General features: G+C 62.0%; 25 protein-coding genes. 15 read left to right on the forward strand and 10 right to left on the reverse strand.

The features are described 5' to 3' along the window. Positions 1 to 58: 58 nt before the first annotated feature. Positions 59 to 2,797, forward strand: a complete 2,739-nt coding sequence (locus BcanWU425_RS13010; RefSeq protein ID WP_204511908.1) for an EAL domain-containing protein — start codon at positions 59 to 61, stop codon at positions 2,795 to 2,797. 388 nt (positions 2,798 to 3,185) lie between these two features. On the opposite strand, the gene BcanWU425_RS13015 is transcribed toward BcanWU425_RS13010, so the two are convergent. The 5 genes from BcanWU425_RS13015 to BcanWU425_RS13035 form a co-directional block, all read right to left on the reverse strand. Continuing rightward, on the reverse strand, positions 3,186 to 3,920 hold the full coding sequence (locus BcanWU425_RS13015) for a hypothetical protein (protein ID WP_085350642.1): 735 nt from the start codon (positions 3,918 to 3,920) through the stop codon (positions 3,186 to 3,188). Further along, on the reverse strand, positions 3,917 to 4,333 hold the full coding sequence (locus tag BcanWU425_RS13020) for a phage holin family protein (protein ID WP_204511907.1): 417 nt from the start codon (positions 4,331 to 4,333) through the stop codon (positions 3,917 to 3,919). The genes BcanWU425_RS13015 and BcanWU425_RS13020 overlap by 4 nt, the downstream gene beginning before the upstream one ends. Beyond that, positions 4,330 to 4,929 carry a hypothetical protein gene (locus BcanWU425_RS13025; RefSeq protein WP_085384820.1) on the reverse strand — a complete coding sequence of 200 codons (600 nt, stop codon included), beginning with the start codon at positions 4,927 to 4,929 and terminating at the stop codon, positions 4,330 to 4,332. Before BcanWU425_RS13025 ends, BcanWU425_RS13020 begins: the two co-directional genes overlap by 4 nt. Positions 4,930 to 5,021: 92 nt before the next feature. Continuing rightward, positions 5,022 to 6,005, reverse strand: coding sequence for a DUF3618 domain-containing protein (locus BcanWU425_RS13030; protein ID WP_085384819.1), 984 nt, complete (start codon positions 6,003 to 6,005; stop codon positions 5,022 to 5,024). 989 nt (positions 6,006 to 6,994) lie between these two features. Beyond that, a complete protein-coding gene (locus BcanWU425_RS13035) occupies positions 6,995 to 7,255 on the reverse strand; it encodes a hypothetical protein (protein ID WP_204511906.1) in 261 nt (86 codons plus the stop codon). Positions 7,256 to 7,523: 268 nt separating this feature from the next. Here BcanWU425_RS13035 and rocF point away from each other — a divergent pair, with 268 nt between their 5' ends. The 4 genes from rocF to BcanWU425_RS13055 all read left to right on the forward strand — a co-directional run bounded on the left by rocF (position 7,524) and on the right by BcanWU425_RS13055 (position 10,862). Beyond that, complete coding sequence (gene rocF, locus BcanWU425_RS13040) at positions 7,524 to 8,501, forward strand: arginase (RefSeq protein ID WP_204511905.1); 978 nt, start codon at positions 7,524 to 7,526, stop codon at positions 8,499 to 8,501. Between the two features lie 161 nt (positions 8,502 to 8,662). After that, positions 8,663 to 9,934: a sulfite dehydrogenase gene (gene soxC / locus BcanWU425_RS13045; protein WP_204511904.1), complete on the forward strand. Its 1,272-nt coding sequence runs from the start codon at positions 8,663 to 8,665 to the stop codon at positions 9,932 to 9,934. Further along, positions 9,921 to 10,463, forward strand: coding sequence for a c-type cytochrome (locus BcanWU425_RS13050; protein ID WP_204511903.1), 543 nt, complete (start codon positions 9,921 to 9,923; stop codon positions 10,461 to 10,463). The genes soxC and BcanWU425_RS13050 overlap by 14 nt, the downstream gene beginning before the upstream one ends. Before the next feature lie 102 nt (positions 10,464 to 10,565). Continuing rightward, entirely contained in the window at positions 10,566 to 10,862 is a 297-nt protein-coding gene (locus BcanWU425_RS13055) for a hypothetical protein (RefSeq protein ID WP_018454872.1), read from the forward strand. A 6-nt stretch (positions 10,863 to 10,868) separates the two neighbouring features. On the opposite strand, the gene BcanWU425_RS13060 is transcribed toward BcanWU425_RS13055, so the two are convergent. Then, on the reverse strand, positions 10,869 to 12,083 hold the full coding sequence (locus tag BcanWU425_RS13060) for a mandelate racemase/muconate lactonizing enzyme family protein (protein WP_204511902.1): 1,215 nt from the start codon (positions 12,081 to 12,083) through the stop codon (positions 10,869 to 10,871). Positions 12,084 to 12,250: 167 nt separating this feature from the next. Between BcanWU425_RS13060 and BcanWU425_RS13065 the strand changes: the two genes are divergently transcribed. Beyond that, positions 12,251 to 12,439: a hypothetical protein gene (locus BcanWU425_RS13065; RefSeq protein WP_085350650.1), complete on the forward strand. Its 189-nt coding sequence runs from the start codon at positions 12,251 to 12,253 to the stop codon at positions 12,437 to 12,439. A gap of 153 nt (positions 12,440 to 12,592) precedes the next feature. Here BcanWU425_RS13065 and BcanWU425_RS13070 read toward each other — a convergent pair whose 3' ends face one another. Both BcanWU425_RS13070 and BcanWU425_RS13075 read right to left on the reverse strand, forming a co-directional pair. Beyond that, positions 12,593 to 13,879 (reverse strand): NRAMP family divalent metal transporter, encoded by a 1,287-nt coding sequence (locus tag BcanWU425_RS13070; RefSeq protein WP_094183309.1) that lies wholly within the window; start codon positions 13,877 to 13,879, stop codon positions 12,593 to 12,595. Between the two features lie 283 nt (positions 13,880 to 14,162). Then, positions 14,163 to 14,348 carry a hypothetical protein gene (locus BcanWU425_RS13075; protein ID WP_018454867.1) on the reverse strand — a complete coding sequence of 62 codons (186 nt, stop codon included), beginning with the start codon at positions 14,346 to 14,348 and terminating at the stop codon, positions 14,163 to 14,165. Between the two features lie 246 nt (positions 14,349 to 14,594). On the opposite strand from BcanWU425_RS13075, the gene BcanWU425_RS13080 reads away from it, so the two are divergent. The 6 genes from BcanWU425_RS13080 (at position 14,595) to BcanWU425_RS13105 (ending at position 17,039) form a co-directional block, all read left to right on the forward strand. Beyond that, a complete protein-coding gene (locus tag BcanWU425_RS13080; protein WP_204511901.1) occupies positions 14,595 to 14,831 on the forward strand; it encodes a hypothetical protein in 237 nt (78 codons plus the stop codon). A gap of 140 nt (positions 14,832 to 14,971) precedes the next feature. Then, complete coding sequence (locus BcanWU425_RS13085) at positions 14,972 to 15,151, forward strand: hypothetical protein (RefSeq protein ID WP_085350653.1); 180 nt, start codon at positions 14,972 to 14,974, stop codon at positions 15,149 to 15,151. Positions 15,152 to 15,300: 149 nt separating this feature from the next. Further along, positions 15,301 to 15,492, forward strand: coding sequence for a hypothetical protein (locus BcanWU425_RS13090; protein WP_027519295.1), 192 nt, complete (start codon positions 15,301 to 15,303; stop codon positions 15,490 to 15,492). A 107-nt stretch (positions 15,493 to 15,599) separates the two neighbouring features. Next, the gene (locus BcanWU425_RS13095) at positions 15,600 to 15,776 is read left to right on the forward strand and encodes a hypothetical protein (protein WP_166517529.1); all 177 of its coding nucleotides are present in this window, start codon (positions 15,600 to 15,602) and stop codon (positions 15,774 to 15,776) included. A gap of 577 nt (positions 15,777 to 16,353) precedes the next feature. Further along, entirely contained in the window at positions 16,354 to 16,602 is a 249-nt protein-coding gene (locus BcanWU425_RS13100) for a hypothetical protein (protein WP_106946526.1), read from the forward strand. Between the two features lie 167 nt (positions 16,603 to 16,769). Continuing rightward, positions 16,770 to 17,039 (forward strand): DUF6894 family protein, encoded by a 270-nt coding sequence (locus BcanWU425_RS13105; RefSeq protein WP_085350656.1) that lies wholly within the window; start codon positions 16,770 to 16,772, stop codon positions 17,037 to 17,039. On the opposite strand, the gene BcanWU425_RS13110 is transcribed toward BcanWU425_RS13105, so the two are convergent. Beyond that, the gene (locus BcanWU425_RS13110) at positions 17,033 to 17,239 is read right to left on the reverse strand and encodes a hypothetical protein (protein ID WP_204511900.1); all 207 of its coding nucleotides are present in this window, start codon (positions 17,237 to 17,239) and stop codon (positions 17,033 to 17,035) included. The genes BcanWU425_RS13105 and BcanWU425_RS13110 overlap by 7 nt on opposite strands. Beyond that, entirely contained in the window at positions 17,236 to 17,436 is a 201-nt protein-coding gene (locus tag BcanWU425_RS13115; protein WP_204511899.1) for a hypothetical protein, read from the reverse strand. The genes BcanWU425_RS13110 and BcanWU425_RS13115 overlap by 4 nt, the downstream gene beginning before the upstream one ends. A gap of 499 nt (positions 17,437 to 17,935) precedes the next feature. Between BcanWU425_RS13115 and BcanWU425_RS13120 the strand changes: the two genes are divergently transcribed. The 3 genes from BcanWU425_RS13120 (at position 17,936) to BcanWU425_RS13130 (ending at position 21,390) form a co-directional block, all read left to right on the forward strand. Next, positions 17,936 to 18,712 (forward strand): DUF4261 domain-containing protein, encoded by a 777-nt coding sequence (locus tag BcanWU425_RS13120; RefSeq protein WP_204511898.1) that lies wholly within the window; start codon positions 17,936 to 17,938, stop codon positions 18,710 to 18,712. Positions 18,713 to 19,133: 421 nt separating this feature from the next. Next, positions 19,134 to 19,787: an imm11 family protein gene (locus tag BcanWU425_RS13125; RefSeq protein ID WP_204511897.1), complete on the forward strand. Its 654-nt coding sequence runs from the start codon at positions 19,134 to 19,136 to the stop codon at positions 19,785 to 19,787. A 37-nt stretch (positions 19,788 to 19,824) separates the two neighbouring features. Beyond that, entirely contained in the window at positions 19,825 to 21,390 is a 1,566-nt protein-coding gene (locus tag BcanWU425_RS13130) for an AHH domain-containing protein (RefSeq protein ID WP_231190511.1), read from the forward strand. Positions 21,391 to 21,543 lie beyond the last annotated feature (153 nt).

Consider the following 21,543-nt stretch of genomic DNA (forward strand, 5'->3'; position numbering starts at 1 on the left):
CGATTTCGTAGGGGATGAGGGGGCGTACCTGCAGAAGCAGGTGCGCGGGAGGATCGGAGTGACGCGCTATCGTCCGCATATTCTAGTCGTGACCGCGCTGGCGATCGTGCTGTCCACGGGGTGGCATGGTGCGCTTCGCAACGCGCTGACCGACTTGCGGTTCGCATGGCAATCGCGTGCCGCGAGCGGCAACGTCGTCGTGGTGGCCATCGACGCGCCCTCGATCGACCAGATCGGGGTGTGGCCCTGGCCGCGCCGGCTGCACGCGGAATTGTTGCACAGGTTAGAGGCCGCGGGGGCGCAGGACGTCGCTTTCGACGTCGATTTCAGCTCGCCATCCGATCCCGCCTCCGACGAGGCTTTCGTCAACGCGTTGCGTAAGGCCGGCGGCTCGACCATCCTGCCGTCCTTCAAGCAGCCCGCGCCGAATGGCGGCGCAGCTCACATCAATCGCCCCCTCAAGCCGTTCGGCAACCAGTCGTGGCCGGCGCTGGTCAATGTCGCGATCGAATCCGACGGGCTCGTTCGCCGCTATCCGTTCGGCGAGAAGCTCGGCGATGCCGTGATGCCATCGATGGCCGTCGTGCTGGCCGGGCAGAACGCCAATCGGCGGCCGCCTTTCCTGATCGATTTCAGCATTCGGGCGAACTCGGTTCCGAGTGTCTCATATGTCGACGTGCTCCGCGGCGAAACCGCCGCTCTGGACAAGCTGAGAGACAAGAAGATCATCATTGGAGCGACGGCGCTCGAACTCGGCGACCGCTTCAGCGTTCCGAATGGCCGCATCATCTCCGGACCCATCCTCCAGGCGCTGGCAGCGGAATCGATCCTCCAGAACCGGATGCTGCGCTGGACCTCCGATACCGGGATGTTCCTGGGTCTCGCTGGGATCTGCCTGCTGATGGTGTATTCGTGGCGCCGCTTCGGACCGGGAATTCGCGCCGCAATCCTGATCTCGGCCGGGGCGGTTTTCGAGCTGCTGGCGGTCCTCGTGCAAGCAAGATGGCCCTTCATCATCGACACATCGTTGTTCCACATCGCGATTGTGGCTTATCTGACGGCGATCGCACTCGACGAAATCGATTTCCGCGGTCTCTTGGGGCGCATCGCCGAAAGCCGCTTTCATCGTATCGCGATGTCGCTCGGCGATGGCCTCGTTTGCACCGACGAAGGTCAGCTGATCACCGTGTGGAATCCCGGCGCCAGTGCGATCTTCGGCTATATGCCCGCCGAGATCATCGGCCGCCCGTTCGAAACGCTGTGCGCCGTGTCGGTGGACGGTGACGCGAGGCCGTCCATGCGCGACGCCGCGCGCCAGGCCCTCCTGGTCCCTGGCGGGGCGGTCGTCGTCGAGTTCGAAGGGCGGCGCAAGAACGGTGAAACTTTCCCGGTCGAGGCGAGCTTCTCGGGCTGGCAGGGAACGGACGGCTTCCAGTACGGAGCCATCCTGCGCGATATCTCGGTCCGCAAGCGTGAGGCCGAACGCGTCAGATATCTCGCCGAGTACGACGCACTGACCGGTCTTGCCAACCGCAACACGCTGCATGCAGGGCTGGTCGGCATGATCGCGGATGCGGGGCAGCGCCCTTGCGAGGTCGCGCTGCTCGTGATCGGGCTCGACGGCTTCCAGAGCATCAATGACATGCTGGGTCATTCGGCCGGAGATCTCGTGCTGCAGGCGGTCGCTGGTCGCCTGAGAGCCGAGGCGCGCGGCGCTGTCGTTGCCCGGCTTAGCGGAGACGAATTCGCCATTGTGCGCAAAGGCGCCGATGGCGACCCGCCAATCGCAGAGTTCGCCGAGCGCATCGCGCGCGCCTTCGAAGCGCCGCTTGCGACCGGCACGCGGCAGCATCGCGTCAGAATCAGCATCGGCGTCGCCATCCATCCGGAAGGCGGGCACAACGCCGACGATCTCCTGAGCAATGCCCATCTCGCTCTGAGCAAGGCAAAGCTGACCCGGCGGGGCAGCCATGTGATCTTCGAGAGCGCGATCCGGGAGGAGCTGGAGAACCGGCTGACGCTGGAGAGTGAATTGGCGCTTGCCGCCGATCGCGGCGAGTTCGAGCTGTTCTACCAGCCCCAGGTTCGCCTGGTCGACGCCAGCCTGGTCGGGGCCGAAGCGCTGATCCGCTGGCGGCATCCCGTGCGCGGCTACGTTTCGCCAGGAGAGTTCATGCCGGTGGTCAATAGCTCGGCCCTGTCCGAGCGGATCGGAAACTGGGTGATGGAGAACGCCTGCCGGCAGGCACGCGCCTGGGAATTGTCCGGCGACAGAGTGCGCGTCGCGATCAATTTGTCGCCCTCGCAGTTGCAGTCCGGCGATCTGGCGCATTCGGTTGCGGGGATGCTCGAAGCGACGGGGCTCACACCGTCGCTGCTCGAGCTCGAGGTTACCGAGGACATCCTGCTTCATGATGAAGCGCGCGTGCTCGACATGTTCAAACGCATCCAGCAGCTCGGCGTCCGCGTCCTGTTCGACGATTTCGGCACCGGCTATGCAAGCCTGAGCTATTTGAAGAAGTTTCCGCTCGACGGGCTCAAGATCGACCGGTCGTTCGTGTTCGGTCTGCTCGCGGACTTCGACGATGCCGCGATCGTCGGGTCGACCATCGGCCTCAGCAAACAGCTCGGATTGACAGTCGTGGCCGAAGGCATCGAGAACCGCGCGACGGCCGATTTCCTGGTGAGCATGGGATGCGAGGAAGGTCAGGGTTATTTCTTCGGCCGTCCGATGCCGGCGGAAGCATTCGAGCGGCAATTCCTCGCAGCCGAGTGCGCCGCCGTCAGTGCCGCCTGAACACTTGAGCTTCGATGCAGGTTCCCGCGACATCGCTCAAGTCGCAGGACGGCCGCTGACGGAAAAACCGGAAAGCTGATCGATCTTCCATATCTGGCCTATCGGCGAAGTGTCGGCCCCTCCCAAGAGGTCCGCTTATCAGGGCATGACGGACCAGAGTTGCTGACGTTGAGATCTTGGCATTGTGACCACAAGCGGTCGTCGCGATGACCAGGAGCTGTTCTTACCGACAGCGCACAGCATCCCCGAAGCGGATCTACTGCTACGAGGAGCGCTGATGACGAATCGGGGAGCGCGAGCTGGGCACCTGGATGATGCACTGATTTACGCGGAATAATTCGGAAGAGTCGCCGCAGACGTCGCGACGACTCTTCGTGGCCACAGCACATCAGGACGACTTGGCCTTTTCACGGGCTGCTTCGACTGCATCGATCCCGGTCTGCCTGATCCGATCCAGAGCCTCGCCGCCGGTATCGGAAACCTCTGCCAACAGTGTGTCGGAGTTTTCGCGCAGCGCCTGCGAGACGGCACCAACACGGCTGTTCAGGTCGGCCTTCATAGCATCGCTGGTCTCTCCGACATACTCATTCTCGATGTCGGTTGCTCTAAATGCCCCTGCGACTGCAGCGCCGATGGCCAAGCCGACGACGCCAAGCACCAGCGGTTGCTTTTCGAGCATATCAGACAACGACGACTTTGCTTTTGAGACGGCTTCGCCGCCCGGAACCTGGTCGCCTACTTTGGCGAAGCCGTCCCGCACCATCTCTACGCCGCTCTCAAACTGGGCCCTCATCTTGTCGGCGGTGTCCGACAGAACGCTGGATGCGGCGCCCTTGGCTGACCGCAACGTATCGTCGCCATCGAGTGACCCTACGTGATCCATTTCGGGCGCCGTGGGAGGCGCCGCAGTGCGCTGGAGCGCCGATGCCGTAGTCCGCATTGTGCTCACTCCGCTATCCACCACACCGGACGCGGCAGCCGCCGTGGACCGAGCCGCGCCCTTGATCCTGTCGTCACCAGCCATAAGCCACAGCGCGCCGCCACCAATAAGGACGGCGGCAAGGGGATTTTCCTTGGCCGCTGCGACCAGACTATCGAAAAAGCCAGTTTGCGTGCTGCTCATCGGACCATTCCCTTCACAGTGTCCTTGTCCTTTTCCAGCTGCCGGATGGTCTCCCGCGGCGCAAGACTACGGGCATCCAGCCGGTTGATGCCGACCGCAAACAGCACGCCCGCAATGGCGCCAGCGACAATCGCGGATGTCAGGTAGGAAAGCGGTTGAGACCATCCCGCGGAGATCAACGCCGCGGACAGCGCCAACAGCGCCATCACAAGGGCGGGGATCACCAGGAGAGCGCCACCGGCAAGGAGGCCTGCTGCTCCCGTTATCTTCTGCGCTCTGTCGCTGAGTTCAGCCTTGGCCAAGTCGATCTCGTTCTGGAACAGCTTGGCGAACTGGCCCATCGCTTCGGCTACCAGCGTGGAGATGGTCCGAAGATCGTTCTGGCTTGTCTCGATATCATGCTGAATGGTCATGACACGCTGCCGCCTTTGAAGGACGTCGTTCGCTGAGGATTGTTGCCGGGCGCCGATGAGCCCTGCATTGATGCGTGACCGGCCTTGGCGGAAGACGTGGCTCCGCGCCATTCGTCGCCCTGCGTCGAGGACGTTCCACTGTTCGTTCCAGGTCGCGATGAAGGCGAGTCACCGCCGGAGGCCTTCAAGAAGCGAACGGCGGCGAAACCGGCGAGCACCGAAACGCCAAGGAAAGCGGCTGGCTGACGCTTCGCGAAATCGGTTGCGCCATCGAGGAGATCGCGGAAGCTGCCGTTGCGGATCTTCTCGGCGGTATCTTCAACATAGTCCGCGGCGGAGTTGATGCCGCGGGCGGCAAAAGGCACATCGCTCTCGAAGGCGCGAGCCGCTTCCCGAACATTGCCGGCAAGTCGCTCAATGAACTCGGCTCCAGACCGCTGCTGCTCGCGTGCCTGGCCGCGAATCTGGTCCATGGTCCCCGAAGCGAGGTCCTTGGCCGCATCCCCGGCTTCCTTGAACTTGTCCTGGGCGACGTCAGCGGTTGCCCGGAAGGCCTCGTCAGCCCGCTGCTTCACAGTCGCTCCAGCCTCCGCCATTTGGTCCTTCAGGTTCTTGGGAGATCCCGCGTTCCGATCTTCATTTGAATTCGTGCCTCTGCTCAGGTCTAGATCGCTCATGGTGCGTTCCTTCAGGTATTGGAATTGCGGGAGGGATTGAAAGCGGCTCCGACGACGTCGTCGGCGGCTGTCTTGAGGGAGTCAGCGAGGTTCTGAGTCATGCGGCTGGCATGCTCACCAAGGCCGGCCTCAGCGACTCTGCTTGTTGCCGCGTCGGCTGCCGACATTGCGGCATCTTTGGCCGCGTCAAACCCCGATTGAGCGGCCTCGGCAGCGGCCCGCTTCACGCCGTCGCTCGTCTGGCCCATTGCCTTGGCTTCAACCTTGGTTTCCGGAAGAGCGGCTGCGACAATGGCTCCGATCGCCACGCCAAGGCCGGCGATCAGCGCGGCATTATCGCTGATAATCGCGCGAGCTTGTTGGGGCGCTCTGCCGGCCGCGTCCTTCGCTGCGGAGGCACTTTCCTTCGCCGCATCCACCCCGCTCCTGAGCTTCTCGCCAATCGAATCGGCGGCCTGGGTGGCCCGTGCGCGCAAATCCGCCGCGAGACCGGCAGTCGACTCTTGCGCGATATCGGCCATGCTGGCGGCCTGATTACTGGCGGAAGATAGTTGATCCCTGAGATCGCCTTGCATGGCGCGCGCTCGGCCCGCCATGTCCTCGAAAACCTCGCCCGCCTTGTCCATCGCAGGGCCGGAAACCTCGGCGGCGCGGTCTTGCACGGTTTTCGAGGTGAGCGCCAAGCCGGCACCGATCATTAAAAGCGGCAGGGGGACACCGCGCGCCAAGCGCAGAAGTGGAATCGCCACGGCGGTCCCGGCGGCCACCGCTCGCATAGGGTTGTCCATGATTTGCTGTTTCAGTCCGTCGACCCAGCCCTTTGTCGTATGGGTGACGTAGTCGGATACTTCCGACTTGATGTGCTGCGGCGAGACCTTGAGGCGGATGTCCTCGGCCGTCTCCGAGACCTGTTCTTTCAGCCGGTCGACCGTAGCGGCCAACTGAGCGCGACTTCGCTCGGACTCACGTCTTAATTCCTCCACGGACCGCGTCATCGCATCACCCTCTCTCGCTTTTCGGATTTCTTGCAATCCAACTCACGGTTTTTTGAATTGTTCCTATTGCGCGCTACAGCGGTGCATTCCATTCACAGAGCGCACTTGGCCTGGGCGAGAGCGTGATCTGATCTTCGCAAGCGAGACTGCAATACAACTCTGGAGGTGTCTGTGGCAGCTCAGACGGGAGTAGATATCAGCCTACCGGGCGCAGACGACCGCATGGTCTGTTTTTCTGTAGGCCCGGGCGTTGACCTTCATGGGGAGAGGTCCGGGTCCGTCGTGTGCACCGCTACTGCACGCCTTTATTGTCATCGGCAGCTCAATTCTGGTGCCGATTAGGATCGAAATGGCGGAGCTACGATTGAGGCCTAACTGGGCTGAGCGCCAAGAACAAACCAGCTAAACGACAGCGGATCTCGGATCAGCAGGAGTGGCGCACATGAGCGCTAGACGATCGCCAGCAGCATACTAGCCAGTCGTACTGGCCGGATCGGCGGCAGCAATCCGCAGTCCCGCCCTGTTTGGAGCATCCGCAATTGCCTCGCGAGAAGGAGGTCATCACCGAACTCCGCGGTGGCCAAGGAGTTGCGGCATAAGCTCAATTAGCTGTCCCCTGACGCGAGTGAAAGCCGATCGAGGAACGAAGAGCACAACGGTGCGTTCGGCACCTTTCGGGCTAATCGATGCTCACAGCCGGAGTGGACTGCATCCGTCCTCTCACGGGAAGGCTTGAGCTGCTTTTGGCCCTTGCCGAAGGTCAATTGAATGCGTGTGCTTTTGATCCGAAGCCGTCCGTCTCTACTAAACTGATGGTATGGACGAGATTTTCACAAACAACCGATCGGCGCGACAATGTAAGATGAAATCAGTCGGGGGAGGTCTCGCTTATTGCGTGATCCCAATCGCTGCAGGTCCGCTGCTCTCTGCGGCGACTCTGTTGCCGGTAAACCGGACATCAGGCGGCAGCCGCTTCCTGAGCACATGCGTTAGCGCCGACGCGCGACCGCGACGCCGAACAGGAAAGCAACGAACAGGCTGGCGAGCGGCGCTTCGCGCGTGATCGCGGCGACGGTCGCGAGGGGCCGGCCGGGCTTTCGCGCTTCGTCGATTGCGGAGGTTATGCGGTCGACAGCAGCATGAAGGCCACCTGCGATCTCGCCGACTGTGTGGGATACGTCCGTCGCTGCATCGATGGCGCGCTCGGCCATGCCGGGATGCGAGGTGGGTTGCGGGATCTCCGTGCTCAAGTGCGCGACCTCCGGGCTGATCGTGTGACGGAGGCCGATACCTTTGGCTATCCGCGCGAGCGCTCGTTCTGAACAGCGGGTCGCTTGACCTTTGGCTATCCGCGACAGGCGCCGTGGTTTTTACGGCGGGTACCGGCCTTGAATGAGCAATTCGGCGCGCGGGCTTTTGTTCCGAGATGATGCGCCCCTGCGCGGACCGCCCCCCGTGAAACGACGGATGCGAATCTCTGTTAGGCTGGCTCAATCTTGCTGATCTCAGGAGACAGCTGTGACCGACCCGACCACGACGGATCGAGCCCGGCGTATCGCCTTGCTCGGCGCTCCCATCGACATGGGGGCTTCGCAGCGCGGTACCCTGATGGGCCCTGCGGCGCTCCGCACCGCCGGCCTTGCGACACTGCTCGAGAGCCTGGATTTCGAGATCGTCGATTATGGCGATCTCTCGGTGGCCGAGCTCCGGGACCTCGCCGACAGGCCCCCAGACAAGGCCAATCACTACCGCGAAATTCAGCGCTGGACGCGCGTCCTGAGCCGCAGAGGCTACGAGATCGCAAAAACCGGCGCGCTGCCGATTTTTCTCGGCGGCGATCACACGCTGTCGATGGGATCGGTGAATGCCATGGCGCGTCACTGGCAGGAGCGCGGACGCGAGCTGTTCGTGCTCTGGCTCGATGCACATGCCGACTACAACACGCCGGAGACGACGATCACGGCCAACATGCACGGCATGTCGGCGGCATTCCTGTGCGGCGAACCCGGCCTCGACGGATTGCTCGGCGATGATCCCCGTGCCCCGATCGGTCCCGATCGGCTTGACCTGTTCGGCGCGCGCTCAATCGATAAGCTCGAAAAGGAGTTGATGCGCACGCGCCGGATCAGGGTTGTCGACATGCGCCAGATCGATGAGTTCGGCGTCGCCGTGCTGATCCGCCGCGTCATCGAGCGCGTCAGGGCCAGCAACGGCGTGCTGCATGTCAGCTTCGATGTCGATTTTCTCGACCCCTGCGTGGCACCCGGAGTGGGCACGACGGTGCCGGGCGGCGCGACCTATCGTGAGGCGCATCTGATCATGGAGCTTCTGCACGATTCCGGCGTGGTCGGATCAGTCGACATCGTCGAGCTCAATCCGTTTCTCGACGAGCGTGGCCGCACCGCGCGCACCGCGGTCGAACTGATCGGCAGCCTGTTCGGCCAGCAGATCGCCGACCGGCCGACCCCGAGCAATGCGATCGCGCCGGGCGAGTGACGGACGAGCCGTTTGTGCATTGCGAAGAAGAGAACTGCCGTCGCCGCCACCGGATTTAGATCAGTCCAGATGGAAATCGCCTGTTTTTGAAACAGGTGCGAATTGCAAATGCTCGTCGCAGAATGTTTCATGCGGGTCGCGCTTCAGCCGAGGATCCGCAAATGAGCCGCACGTTCGATGCCGACGACAAACCCGCGGGGACGACTCGCCGCCGCTTTCTGCGCGGCGGTGCTGCGGTGGCGGGTGGTACCGTCCTGGGCGCCCGCGCATCGGTTGCCGCCGAGACCGACAACCTTCCACCCAACATTCCCGAATGGATGAAGGCGCCCGGCGAACCGATGGGAAGCCAGCCCTACGGCGCGCCGTCACCGTTCGAAAAGGGCGTCGTCAAGAACATCTCGAAGACGCTCAAGCAGTACATCTCGGCCTCCAGCCGGACGCCATTGCAGGAGCTCGATGGCATCATCACGCCGAACGGACTGTTCTACGAGCGTCATCATGGTGGCGTTCCGACCATCGATCCGGCCCAGCACCGGTTGATGCTGCACGGGCTGGTCGAGCGCCCGCTGATTTTTACAATGGACGATCTCAGGCGTTTCCCGTCGGAATCGCGCGTCCACTTTCTCGAATGCTCCGGCAATCCCGGCTACAGCAAGCCTTACGGCAAGACCGCGTCGGACCTTGTAGGTCTGGTGAGTTGTGCAGAATGGACTGGCGTCAGCCTCAAGCTGGTGCTCCAGGAGGCCGGGTTGAAGCCGGAAGCCAAATGGGTCGTCGCCGAGGGGGCCGACGCGGCTGCGCTGACCCGCAGCATCCCGATCGAGAAATGCCTCGAGGACGCCATGCTGGTCTACAGCCAGAACGGGGAGCGGCTGCGCCCGCAGCAGGGCTATCCACTGCGGCTGTTCCTGCCGGGCTTCGAGGGCAACATGAGCGTGAAATGGCTGCGCCGCCTGCATGTGACGGCTGAGCCAGTTTACTCGCGCGAGGAGACCTCGAAATACACCGACCTGCTGCCGGACGGCACCGCGCGTGAATTTTCGTTCTACATGGAGGCGAAGTCGATCATCACCCGGCCTTCGGGCGGCCAGCGTCTGAACGGGCCCGGCTTCCACGAGATCACCGGTATAGCCTGGAGCGGGCATGGCAAGATCGCGCGCGTCGAGATGTCCGTCGACGAGGGAAAGAGTTGGCAAAGCACGCAATTGCAGGAGCCGGTGCTGACGCGTGCGTTGACACGCTTTCGCCTGCCCTGGCAGTGGGACGGCAGGCCTGCCGTGATCCAGAGTCGTGCCATCGATGAGACCGGCTATGTGCAGCCGACGCTCTCCGAGCTGCTCGCGGTGCGCGGCGAGAACTATTTCTACCACAACAACGCGATCTGGCCCTGGCGCATCGCGGCTGACGGCGAGGTGACCAATGCGCTGGCGTGAGACTTGCGGCATTGCTGTCGTCATCGTGCTGTGTGCGTTCGCGAGTGGCGCGCAGGCGCAAGCCCCGTACGGCCTCGGACGGCCCGCGACGGCTGCGGAGATTGCGGGCTGGAATATCGATATCGGACGCGACGGCAGCAATCTGCCGAAGGGAAGCGGCTCGGTGAGCCAAGGGCGCGAGGTGTTCGCCCAGCAATGTGCATCATGCCATGGCGACAAAGGCGAGGGCGGGCTCGGTGACCGGCTCGTCGGTGGGCAGGGCACGATCGCAACGCCAAGGCCGATCCGCACGGTCGGCAGCTATTGGCCGTATGCGCCGACGCTGTTCGACTACATCCGCCGCGCGATGCCGCAGAACGCGCCGCAATCGTTGAGCGATGAAGAGGTTTATGCGGTGTCCGCCTACATCCTGAACCTGAATGGACTGGTCGGAGCGGATGCGACGCTCGATGCCAAATCGCTTGCAGCGGTCAAGATGCCGAACCGCGACCGGTTCGTCGGCGACGCGCGGCCGGATGTGAAACACTGAGCGCCTTGGGGCGACCAGGTTCCCGTATCCGCTTGGAACTTGCCTTGGCCAAGGGCGGAACTCGCAGGACGCGATTGCATTAACCTGTGAGAGGAAAAGCCTATGGATTCCACGATGGCAACGGATCGCTTCGCAAACTCCATGTCCTCAGCGCTTCGCCATCCCGGCGTTATCGCGTTGATTGTGGCCGCGTTGACGATTGCTGCGATGCTCATCGTCGATCACGGACCATGGAATCGGGCCAAAACGCAGCCCGCCCATGTTGCGATGTACGCAACCACGGGTGAAGCCGCGCGGGCCGCAGGTGCCAAAATTCTCCCGACCGAACCGCACTCCCCGATCGAGCCGGAGCGGCCGGGGCCGAAGACGTCCCCAACCGTCAATCCAGTGACGCCGTAAGACGCTCTAGCCCTTGCGGCCGTAGTTGAGCAATCCGCCGGTGGTCTTCGGCGGATGCGCGCGCAGGGCTTCCTCGTTCGGATCGGTGCCCCAGCCGGGCCGGTCCGGAATGACCAGATGGCCGTTCTGAATGTCGGGCTCATGCGTGAACAGTTCGCGGTCCCACGCCAGGCGATCGATGTCGATCTCCATGATGCGCAGGTTCGGCACGGCGGCGCAGAAATGCGCGTTCATCATCGAACAGAGATGGCCGTAGAAATTGTGCGGGGCAACGTTGACTTCGAACGCTTCCGCGGCGGCTGCGATCTTCATCGACTGCCAGACGCCGTTCCAGGGCGTGTCGATGATCGCGACGTCCATGGCCTGCTCGCGAAAATAGGGCAGGAATTCCCGCAAGCCCAATAGCGTCTCGCAGGACGAGATCGGATGCGGGCTTTGCCTGCGGATGTAACCGAGCGCTTCCGGATTGAAACTGTCGATCTCGATCCAGAACATGTCGAGGTCCGCGATGGTGCGCAGGATCTCCAGATAGCCCTCCGTCTTGGCGTTGAAGTTGCAGTCAAGCAAGATGTCGACGTCGGGGCCTGCACCGTCCCGGATCGCTTCCAGATGCATGCGCAGATCGCGCAGGATTTTGCGATCGACGTTGATCTCGGGAGCGAAGGGCGAGCCGAAGCCCGGTCGCCAACCGGTCGGTTTGCCGTCATCATAGGAGAAGATGTTGGTTTTGAGCGCGGTGAACTTCTTCTCGCGGACCTCGCGTCCGATTGCCTTGACGCCGTCGAGGTTCTCGATCGGCTGCTTGTACCAGGACGGGTGATTGATCCGCCACGTTGCGCAATGCGACCAATAGACCCTGACATGGTCGCGGATCTTGCCGCCGAGCAGTTCGTAGCAGGGCACACCAAGACATTTCGCCTTGGCATCGAGCAGCGCATTCTCGATCGCCCCGAGCGCCTGCGCCACCACGCCGCCGGCGGCGGGACGCGTGGCCGCGAACAGTTCGGCGTAGATGCGCTCGTGCCGGAAAACGTTCTGCCCGACGACGCGGGCAGACAGGCGCTGGATCGCAGCACCGACGCCGGGCGAGCCGAAGCCCTCGTCGAACTCGCTCCAGCCGACGATGCCGTCCTCGGTCGTCAGCTTGACGAAGTGGTAGTTTCTCCAGCCGGCGTCGCAGGCGAGAATTTCGAGACTTGTTGCTTTCGACGATTTGGTCATGTCGCTCCCTGTTGCCCGGCTGGGCTTTTTTCTTTGGCGGGCGCAAGCCCGGGTCCAGCCACGATTGTTAGGCTAACGGCCTTGCGCAGTGAAGCCTGGCGAGGTGTGCAGGGAAGCCCCTTCCGAACGTTCTATCGAGAAACGCGGGGAATCTGGTGGGGACAGCCATGATCTTGCCCGGGATCGTCCTGAAAAGGCGCCATGCTCTGACGTTTTTGGCCACAATCGGGATCGACCCTCCGGCCATGAGATTTCTGGCTGTGATTTCGATCCTGGCGCTGCTCACGATGAGTGGAGCCGCCATTTCAGATCAGTTTCTGACGGCCGATCAGCACGTCGCGCACGGGGTGGAATAGCGCGGCGGGCGTATACGTTTTTGTCTTGGGGGAGACGGCGATGCTTTCGATCGACCAATTCCTGCGCTTCATCAGCGTGCCGGCCGTGTTCGCGGCCCTCGTCATCGCCTCGCAGATCTCGGCAGCCTTGTCGCAAGGCTAGTCAAAGGCTAGTCAGCCCATCAATGACGAGCCGAGCAGGGCGAGCACAGCCAGCGCCATCAGCGCGGTGCCGAGCCAGCCCAGCGCGACGAGCCATGACCGGCCCTTGAAGCGACCCATGATCGCCTTGCTCGAGACGATCAGCATCATCATGGCCATGATCGGAACGGCCACGATGCCGTTGAGCACCGCGCTCCAGACCAGCATGTGGATCGAGTCGATGCCGGTGAACCCCAGACCGAAGCCGATGATGGTGGCGGCGGCGATGATGGTGTAGAAGCCGACCGCCTCGTCGGGCTTCGCCTCCAGCGTCGCGCGCCAGCCGAAGATCTCCGCCACGCCGTAAGCGGCCGAGCCCGCCAGCACGGGAATTGCGAGCAGGCCGGTGCCGATGATACCGATCGCGAACAGGGCGAAGGTGAAGTCGCCGGCGAGCGGCCGCAGCGCCTCGGCGGCCTCCGTCGCCGAGTTGATGTTGGTGACGCCATTCGCGTGCAGCACCGAGGCGGTGGTGAGGATGATGAAGAAGGCGATGCCGTTGGAGAGCAGCATGCCGGAGAGGGTGTCGGCCCGGATGCGCGCCAGCTCGAGACTGCCGCCGCGCTTCAGCTCGCGCAGCGGCTTGTCGCGCTTGCCCTGGTTCATCTCCTCGACCTCCTGCGAGGCCTGCCAGAAGAACAAATACGGGCTGATCGTGGTGCCGAGCACGGCGACGACCATCATGAAATAGTCGGCGCTGACATTCGTCTTCGGCCACACCGCCGCGAGCAGCGCCGTGCTCCACGGAATCTTGACGGTAAAGGCGGTCGCGACATAGGCGAACAGCGCCAAGGTGAGAAATTTCAGCACCGGCGAATAGCGCCGATAGGGCAGGAACACCTGCAGCAGGGTCGAGCCCGCCGCGAAGATCAGCGCGTGCTCGTGGTTGAGGCCGCCGATCACCAGCGAGAGCGCCTCCGCCATCGCGGCGATGTCGGCGGCAATGTTGAAGGTGTTGGCGGCGACCAGCATGGCGACGAGCGACAGCACCGCCCAGCGCGGCGCGATCTGCATGACGTTGGCGGCCAGCCCCTTGCCGGTGACGCGGCCGATCCGGGCGCTGACGAGCTGGATCGCGATCATGAACGGCGTGGTCAGAAATACCGTCCAGAGCAGTCCGTAACCGAATTGCGCGCCGGCCTGCGAATAGGTGGCGATGCCGGACGGATCGTCGTCGGCGGCCCCGGTGACGAGACCCGGCCCCAGCCTCTGCAACAGCGACGGTGCGGATTTCGTGGGGCTGACGGCATCGTCGGTCATGGCAGGAGGGGTCTCGGTCGGGGCGCGTCCTTCACAAATGCTAATGAGGGAACAAGGTTCCCGGGCTGCGGGTAAGGCGCGCCTCGCTGATTTCGGATAAAGCTAATTTCGTTTGACTCGTCGGGCAAAACACCTGTATAAGTGCATCATCGAAGAATACCTGATGCAGCGTTTGCACGCATTCCGAGCGCGACCGGACTGCGATGGCCCGGCGTTCGCGCAGTGCGCAACCCGCGCAGGGACACCGGCGAGATGTTTATCTCCTGAGCGCGTGCGGTCGGGACTATTTGATGCTGACGAACATGCCCCAGGCGCCGGCCAGCGCGGCGCCGGCAAAGACGATCAGCGGGTTGTTGCAGAACGCACTGCCATAGGTGCACATGGTGACGCCGAACGAGCCGATCTCGTGATGGCTCGCGGAGTAGAACAGTCCCGACAGTACCAGCAGCGCGGCGGCGACGTAATACATCGATGATCTCTCCGGCCCTTTCCCGATTGCGTTGGTCGCAGGGGACATTGTCCAGCATGGCGCGAACCAATTGCATCCTGGCGAACCCGCCCTGCTGCATTTGAACTAAAGTCGACCAATCCCGCGAGATGCCGTCCCAGCGGGCCGCAATCTGGACGTGTGATCGGGGCCAGAACGTCTGCGCGGGAACTGTTGGACGCGCTCTCCATTAACGAACACGAACAGTCCAATCGAGGGGAGGGGCCCATGGGCACCGAGCGGATGCACCCTCCGCGCTACTGGCGGATGCGGGCGGAAGAATTTCGCACCAAGGCGGACAATTGCGAGTACCCCGAGACGCGGGACGTGCTGCGCAAGGTGGCGCAAAACTACGACGAACTGGCCCGCCGCGCAGCGCGCATCTGCACCGTCGAGAGCCTGGACGAACTGCGGGGGGGGCGCCAACAGCAAGCCGGTTTGATCGTTCAGGGCAAACCCGCTTGATGGTTCAGGACGAAGCCGATGATCCGCGGGCGCGATCATGGGGCGTCTAGGCCCTCGCTTCCATCAGAAGCGCCACCCGCGTGATAGGAACGAATGTCCACTTTGGCACTTTGGAACTCAATCCTCCAACGAGGGATGAGATGAGCAGTGAACAGCAAGCAGGCCCGGCAACGCGGCCGGATCAATATTACGAGCCGGGGCCGGCGTGCCCCAAATGCGAGAGGGGCACGCGCTGCCTGACCTCGATCTTCGACGTGAGGCGCGAACGCTCGGTCCTGATCTATCGGTGCGATTCGTGCCGCGAGGACGTCTGGATCTGAGCGAGGCACGTCCTCGGGGTCGGCCCGCTTGCGGGATGGCGCGCTGTAGATCTCATGGAAACAACGCATAAGAATGTCGGACAGGAACTTTGCCTGTTTCGCTCGCTTGTCGCCTGCATCGATCACGCAAGGCGAGACAGCTTCCGACCATGCAATCACGCTACCCGTTGTTGAAGAAGTGGACAGCGGAAGAGCACGAGCGGCTGAAGGCGTTGGCCGAAGCCGGTTGGCGGCCGGACGAGATCGCGGGCGAACTTGGTCGCAGTGAAGCCGCGGTGAGGGTGCGCGCGTGGCAGCACGGCATCGCGCTGCGCCTCGTCACGCAGAAGCGCGGACCCTGAAGACCGGCTGGGTCGAAGGCGGGCATCCCGCCCTGTGTTCACTTGTGAACGGTCCTCAATCGTCTCTCGACGTACTCTGCGAATGGGCAGCAACACGGGAGCTTGTCATGCTCACCCGCGAGGACTTCGAGACGGATCTCGACCGGCAGAAAATGCACCAGCTCGATGCAAGCCAAACGACACGACAATTGCTGCGCCGTTCGCGGGAGCAGATCGCAGCATCGATCTCACTGCTTCAGCAGCAAGTTCCGAAGATCTGGCACCCTGAACCTCCAGAACGATAGAAACCTCTGCCGCCGTTCCCGCGTTTGCGCGCATGGCGGATCAAGACACCAGGCAGCGGCCGATTTGTGCTGCGTGCAACAAACCCATGACATTCATCGACGCGGTGAGTTCACCGGACGGCGCGATGGCCATCTTTCGGTGCTCCCAGTGCAACAAGCTGTTCTGGGTGACGCCCGGGCGAGACCAAAGCCAAAGCCAAAGCCAAAGCCAAAGCCAAAGCCAAAACTAAGGCGTCGAAAAGAAACGGCCCCAGCCCGGGGGGCGAGCTGAGGCCGTGGGGGGCGCCGGTCGTGCATCCGGACCGACGCGCGAATAACTTTTTGATCCCAGAAGCTGTTCCTATTTCAGGCGAGCGTCGACATCGCGCGACGCGACGAAACACGCCTGAAACAGTGCTGAAACCCGATTGTCTCGAACGCCCCGCCCGTTGCGCCCGACCAACCTAGCGAAAAGGAGATCATCATGATCCAGGTTGGCTCGAAGGAAGAAGTCGCGTTTTTGCTCGCTCTGTTCGGCACCCACACCCAGCCGGTCAAGCGGCCGGCGAAATCGCGGCAGGCGTGAGGCGCTGATCCCATGCCAGGGTTGGCCGAATGCCAGAGCCTCTTGCGGCTTCTGATCGCAAGGGGCGACCCGAAGGCCATCCCGCTCGCGACCGGCGCCATCGACCAATACCTGAACACGGCGCCGGCCTGCATGCGCGGCCGTGGCCTGCGCGTGCTCCAGCGCGACGCGCTCGACCAGCATGGCACTGCGGTCGGCGTGCAGCGCTCGTTCGCGGAAACGGTGGATGCCTACATCGTCGGGAAGCTTGCGGAGGAGTGAGGGGGCCGAATGTCGTTTCGCCCTGTCGTTTTCGGCTTCCTGAAGAGGCACGAACGCGGCAGCAGGGAACCGCGAAGTTCCCGGAACCCATTGATCCCCCATAGATTTTTTCGCGGCTTCCGGAAACCTTTGTCCGCTTCGGACCTATTAGGGCAAAGGATGCTGCAATGCCCCGATATTATTTCGATCTGCGCGACGACACTGGTGTAGCGCTCGACGAGGAAGGCTTGGAGCTGGCCAGCTGGCGCGCCGTTCACGCGGAGGCCGCCAAGTCGGTCGCGGACATGGCGCGCGATGCCATCCTCTCGGCGCCTGCCGCGGGCGGCAGGCAGACCATGGCGATCGACGTTCGCGATGCCAGGGGTCCCGTGATGCAGGTCAAGTTCTCGTTCGCGATCGAGACCTTCAGGACGCCTGCGGCATCACGCGATCATTGACGCGTGAGAACGCCGGGCGAGGATTGCTCGGGCTCGAGCACGGCGATCTTGCGGCCGAGCTGCCAGACCTCGACCTTGCCGTGCCGCGTGAACTGCTGCGCGAAGGTGAGGGCGATCGCATCCGACGCGGCCTCGAACGCTTCGGCGGAGCGGAAGACGCCGTTGTCGCCGACCAGGTAAGCGCGATATTGCTGGGTCATGTCGGCGGCCTCAGCCCTGGCGATTGCAGCCAGGCGGCAATATGCATGGCGGTCTCGTCCTGCCGCGCCTGGCGCAGCAGCATCTCGCGGCGGCGCCCCGGCGCGAGCGTGCGCGCCTCCTCGCGCAGCCGCGCGGCCTCCGCGGCGAGCCGTTCGTCGAGTGTCTTGGTCTGCTTGAAACGTCGACGCTTCTGCATGCACGTCTCCCTCGTTCTTATGGGGCGGGAGCAATTTCGGCGGTCTCATCACCGGGTCGATGCCAACTGCCTTGCGGTGATGGATCAATCCTCGCGCTTCTGGTGGCGAGAGGAAATATCATATGATATGTTGGCGGATTTAATTGCGCGAGCAAATTCAGCGACTTGAGTGCGTTACTCATCTTGAGTGCTTGTGAGCAATGTGCACTTTTGGACAGAGGCGAGCTCAACTCGCGCGGGACGGGACGCGCCGGATGATCAGCGCGGGATGTGTGGTCTCTGCGCGGGCTCGAGCGCTGCCCAGCTCAACGCAGCAAAGCCGATGACATCATCACGCGCGAGAAGATTTCAGAACAACGTGCGTGTGGCCCGCCACCCAACGCGGGCGAGAGGATATTGACAGTGTTCGCGTTTTGTTCTAGGAAGTTAAAAATTCAACCTGTGGGCGAATGACAAAAGTGTATCTGATCTCGTTCCCAAAATTTGTGCGGGGTAGCCGATGAGCAATTCACTGCTCGCTTTGGTCCTGTTGGACACGCCGGCAACGCCGGACATGTCGGCGCTTGCGAAGGCCCTCCGCGCTCGACATCCTGAACTGGCAACTGAGGTTGCAGAGAACGGAGAGGCGCAACAGGCTCAGGCAAACTCCCCGCTCATTCGCTGTGGCAACGAGCTTGTTGCCGTCATGTCGATGCCGGCGCCCATTCCTGACGATCCCGGCTTGTGGTCGCGCGCTTCCACGACATGGCCGCAGGCCAAGGCGGCCGCGGCGCGACATCGAGGGCATCTGATCGTCTCTGTGCTTGGCCAGAATCAGCGTCCGTTGCCCGCCGCTCGTCTCACGACTGCCGTTATCGGCGCATTGATTGCGACGGTGCCGGAATGTTGCGCCGTTGTATGGAATGGCAAGGTCGCACGATCCGCCGATCTATGGTTGGACATGTCCAGCCGATCGTTTGCGCCGTATCCAGACTATCCTTCCTCACTGTGGGTGGACATATTGCCGTTCCGATCTGACACGGCCATCGGAGCGGTAACGATGGGGCTGTCAGCATTCGCTGAGCGTGAAATCGAGTTCGAGACCCACAAGCTGACACTTCCAACGCTGGTCAATAAGGTGGACGGCCTTGCTGTCTATCTGGTTGAGCACGGGCTTGTGGTCAAAGACGGCGATACGTTTGGTCGCGACTCGCGCGAGCGCTTCTCGGCTCGTTATCAGGCCTCCGATCGATTCGAAGGCTTGCCCGTTCTTTTCTGTACCGATGGTTCGGCATAATTGGCTGTAACGATACGCGAAGGGAGTTGCGCGCGTGCCATTCAGGATACGTCATTTGACACGTCGGGCAAAACACTGGCAGAATGGCATCATCGAGATGAATTTGGATCGAGCCCGCGGGGGTTGCCGCGGGCTTTTTTGTTGGCAGTTGATGGTCGTTCTTCGTCGTGCCCCGATGGGCATGATGTTCAATGGGACGTAGGCATGGGCGCGGATAGGGCAGTTTCTATCGCGAAACGACCCTCCCAAAATATCGAGCACCAAGATCACCGCAGCTGCAGGTGACGTGTGCAATCAGCAGCCCTAGAAATATCGCCGAAGAGACGGTCGCTGCAGTGAACCGTATTCAGGTGTGGGATGAGGGCCTCATCGTGGATCTAACAACGTTATTCTTGCAACCCGCAAAGCCGAGCAGGCCATCATGAATGACGACAACGAGAAGGTTGGATCCCATCGCCGCAGCGTGCCGAAGGGACAGTACTATGAAATGGCCATGGATTTCCGCCCCGCTCGCCCTCGCATGACCTGGGAGAACGCTGATGCTCTTGCTCCTGGCACGCAACTCCTTGCGCCGCCACCGGGCCGGCGGGGATTTCCGGAATACTTCGAGCCGCCGCGCTTCCTGTTTAAGAAGAAGCGAGTGCGACGACCTTTGGACATTAGACTCTTCCACTCCTTTTGGCTGGTGTCTGACCGGGCGAAGATGGTCTTTCAAGCCGTCGATCATGCCGGATTCGAATTCGCAGCATGCGAGGTAAGTGTTTCGCGGGGGACCTACGATGGCCCGCGATACTGGTTGTGCGATGCCATTCGCGTCCTGGACGCGCTGGACGAAGAGCAGTCACGCCTCGAGATAGGTATCCAAGACGACCCAAAGTACAACAATTTCGGCCAGAAATATTACAAGTTCAGGACCGGCGCCAAACTCGTCTTCAACGAAGACGCGATCGGGGGCGCGCACGTATTCCGAATGGCCTTCTGCTACAGGACGGTTATTTGCGATCAGGCGCTCAAGGATGCCTGCAAGGAAGCCGGCCTTCTCGGAATCAAATTCAATAATGCTTTGGACATTTGACGGCTCAAGCGGCCGCTGAACCCTCCTGAGGGATATCATGCGAAGTTCGATTCTATGGGGTCACCATATTATTCCGGAGCAATGTGCGCACTACGAAGCCTTGCGTGGAGTAGATTTGGATGCACCTGCAAATATCGTTTATCTCCCGAGAGATCGGCTGCTCGCTGCCGAAATGGGGATATCTCCTCATCCCGGTGGGCATCTCGAATCTTACTACGCGGCTTGCAACGAGCTTGACGCGATTGCTGAGATCTCTGACTCTATTCTTCGTTTGAAGGCTGTCGAGGATCTGCAAGATGCGATGAGAATTGCGCTTGCAAATGGAGACCTTTTCACGAACAGGCCGAGTTCCGGCGCTGATGTGACACCTGGCAATGGGAGCTTTCTTGCCGGCCATGAAAAATTTCTCGCCGATTACCCCGAAGAGCAGAACAGAATCCGCGAGCTCAGGCGGACGGGAAGTCATCTCCTCAAATTCTCTCCGTACTTGGGTAATTCCGAGAGGGAAGAGCAGCTCAGCAAGGCAATCGACGATAATCCTGGCCTCAACCTAACGCCCGGCAACAAAGACTTGAGGGAGACGCCTTGGTCCAAGTTCACAGCCCTTGATCCCTCCTCAAGCATCTTTCGTATACCCGGCTCGACACCAGTCAACCCGAGCGAGTTTCCACCGCTGCCAGGCTACAGTTCGCCTTCTCTTGCAGGTCTGAACGCAACGGAAGGGTTTGCGCGGAGCGATCCACGCTTCGCAGGTGGAGTGCCGGCATTTCCGCTGCCTAGTCCAGATGAGCAGCGGCTCGGCAAACTGCCTCCCAGCACGGCGATGCCGCCGCCTCGGCAAGTTCTGCAATTCAATCCGGAGACTAGCGATCTGCTCAGGCGTTCGGATGGATCGCTATTGATGGGGCCGGACCCGTATAATCTCCCCTATGATCCTGCCGACCGTCCGGCTGTTTTGCGCGGACTCGCGATTTTCGGGGGCGCGATGGTCGCACCCGAATTGTTGCCGCTCTTACCGGCTTGGCTGCCTATCGCAGGGGCTCTCGGACTAACAGGAGCGGCGAGTTCTGCCGCTGGCGCCGAGCCCGCCAGCGGAAATGAGAGCAGGGTATCTGCCATAGCGGCGTCACACTCTGGTGCGCAGCAACCATCAGACAACTCGCTCGACCAAAATTCCGCGCGGGGGAGCACCTTTACCGATCGTTTCGGTCCATGGACCGGAGCGGCAGACGGTGCCATGCCCGCTCAGTCTTCGAGCGGAATTGAAGCGCCAGTTGCCCCTGGTGCTGGGGCTATCGCGCCTGAGGAGGTCCGCCGTCTCACCCGTGTCAATGAGTCGAATGCGGGCAGCGTTTTCACGTCAGGAAGTGCGCCAGTCCCTTATCTGCCCTCCACGGAATTCAAGGATCGGTTTGGCAACTGGGCCTTGCCAACCGCTGACGGCCGACAGCCGGCGCCGAGCAGGCCGATCGGCCCATTTGCGAATGAGCCAAGCTATTTCATTCCGCCACCGATCTTTGGAGTGGATGGCGCAGGCAGTCCGCACAATGACGCTGAGGATTGGTACGCGCGCTGGATACGGCCGTTGCGTGGGCCGGAGTGAAATGCGGGTTATAGAGACGTGCGAATGTTGTTCGAGATCTGTCGTTTGACACGTGGGGCAAAACACTGGCAGATGGCATCATCGAAAAGGTGCCTGGTTCGAGCCCGCGGAATTCCGCGGGCTTCTTTGTCTCGACGGAGCGTCGGACGTACA

Source organism: Bradyrhizobium sp. WU425 (assembly GCF_021052305.1).
Taxonomy (GTDB): Bacteria; Pseudomonadota; Alphaproteobacteria; order Rhizobiales; family Xanthobacteraceae; genus Bradyrhizobium; species Bradyrhizobium canariense_D.

Coding starts and splice junctions, on each gene's coding strand:
- BcanWU425_RS13015 (WP_085350642.1), bottom strand. CDS start 3,920: ATGAGCAGCACGCAAACTGGCTTTTTCGATAGTCTGGTCGCAGCGGCC.
- BcanWU425_RS13020 (WP_204511907.1), bottom strand. CDS start 4,333: ATGACCATTCAGCATGATATCGAGACAAGCCAGAACGATCTTCGGACC.
- BcanWU425_RS13025 (WP_085384820.1), bottom strand. CDS start 4,929: ATGGCGGAGGCTGGAGCGACTGTGAAGCAGCGGGCTGACGAGGCCTTC.
- BcanWU425_RS13030 (WP_085384819.1), bottom strand. CDS start 6,005: ATGACGCGGTCCGTGGAGGAATTAAGACGTGAGTCCGAGCGAAGTCGC.
- soxC (WP_204511904.1), top strand. CDS start 8,663: ATGAGCCGCACGTTCGATGCCGACGACAAACCCGCGGGGACGACTCGC.
- BcanWU425_RS13050 (WP_204511903.1), top strand. CDS start 9,921: ATGCGCTGGCGTGAGACTTGCGGCATTGCTGTCGTCATCGTGCTGTGT.
- BcanWU425_RS13055 (WP_018454872.1), top strand. CDS start 10,566: ATGGATTCCACGATGGCAACGGATCGCTTCGCAAACTCCATGTCCTCA.
- BcanWU425_RS13060 (WP_204511902.1), bottom strand. CDS start 12,083: ATGACCAAATCGTCGAAAGCAACAAGTCTCGAAATTCTCGCCTGCGAC.
- BcanWU425_RS13065 (WP_085350650.1), top strand. CDS start 12,251: ATGATCTTGCCCGGGATCGTCCTGAAAAGGCGCCATGCTCTGACGTTT.
- BcanWU425_RS13070 (WP_094183309.1), bottom strand. CDS start 13,879: ATGACCGACGATGCCGTCAGCCCCACGAAATCCGCACCGTCGCTGTTG.
- BcanWU425_RS13075 (WP_018454867.1), bottom strand. CDS start 14,348: ATGTATTACGTCGCCGCCGCGCTGCTGGTACTGTCGGGACTGTTCTAC.
- BcanWU425_RS13080 (WP_204511901.1), top strand. CDS start 14,595: ATGGGCACCGAGCGGATGCACCCTCCGCGCTACTGGCGGATGCGGGCG.
- BcanWU425_RS13085 (WP_085350653.1), top strand. CDS start 14,972: ATGAGCAGTGAACAGCAAGCAGGCCCGGCAACGCGGCCGGATCAATAT.
- BcanWU425_RS13090 (WP_027519295.1), top strand. CDS start 15,301: ATGCAATCACGCTACCCGTTGTTGAAGAAGTGGACAGCGGAAGAGCAC.
- BcanWU425_RS13095 (WP_166517529.1), top strand. CDS start 15,600: ATGCTCACCCGCGAGGACTTCGAGACGGATCTCGACCGGCAGAAAATG.
- BcanWU425_RS13100 (WP_106946526.1), top strand. CDS start 16,354: ATGCCAGGGTTGGCCGAATGCCAGAGCCTCTTGCGGCTTCTGATCGCA.
- BcanWU425_RS13105 (WP_085350656.1), top strand. CDS start 16,770: ATGCCCCGATATTATTTCGATCTGCGCGACGACACTGGTGTAGCGCTC.
- BcanWU425_RS13110 (WP_204511900.1), bottom strand. CDS start 17,239: ATGACCCAGCAATATCGCGCTTACCTGGTCGGCGACAACGGCGTCTTC.
- BcanWU425_RS13115 (WP_204511899.1), bottom strand. CDS start 17,436: ATGCAGAAGCGTCGACGTTTCAAGCAGACCAAGACACTCGACGAACGG.
- BcanWU425_RS13120 (WP_204511898.1), top strand. CDS start 17,936: ATGAGCAATTCACTGCTCGCTTTGGTCCTGTTGGACACGCCGGCAACG.
- BcanWU425_RS13125 (WP_204511897.1), top strand. CDS start 19,134: ATGAATGACGACAACGAGAAGGTTGGATCCCATCGCCGCAGCGTGCCG.
- BcanWU425_RS13130 (WP_231190511.1), top strand. CDS start 19,825: ATGCGAAGTTCGATTCTATGGGGTCACCATATTATTCCGGAGCAATGT.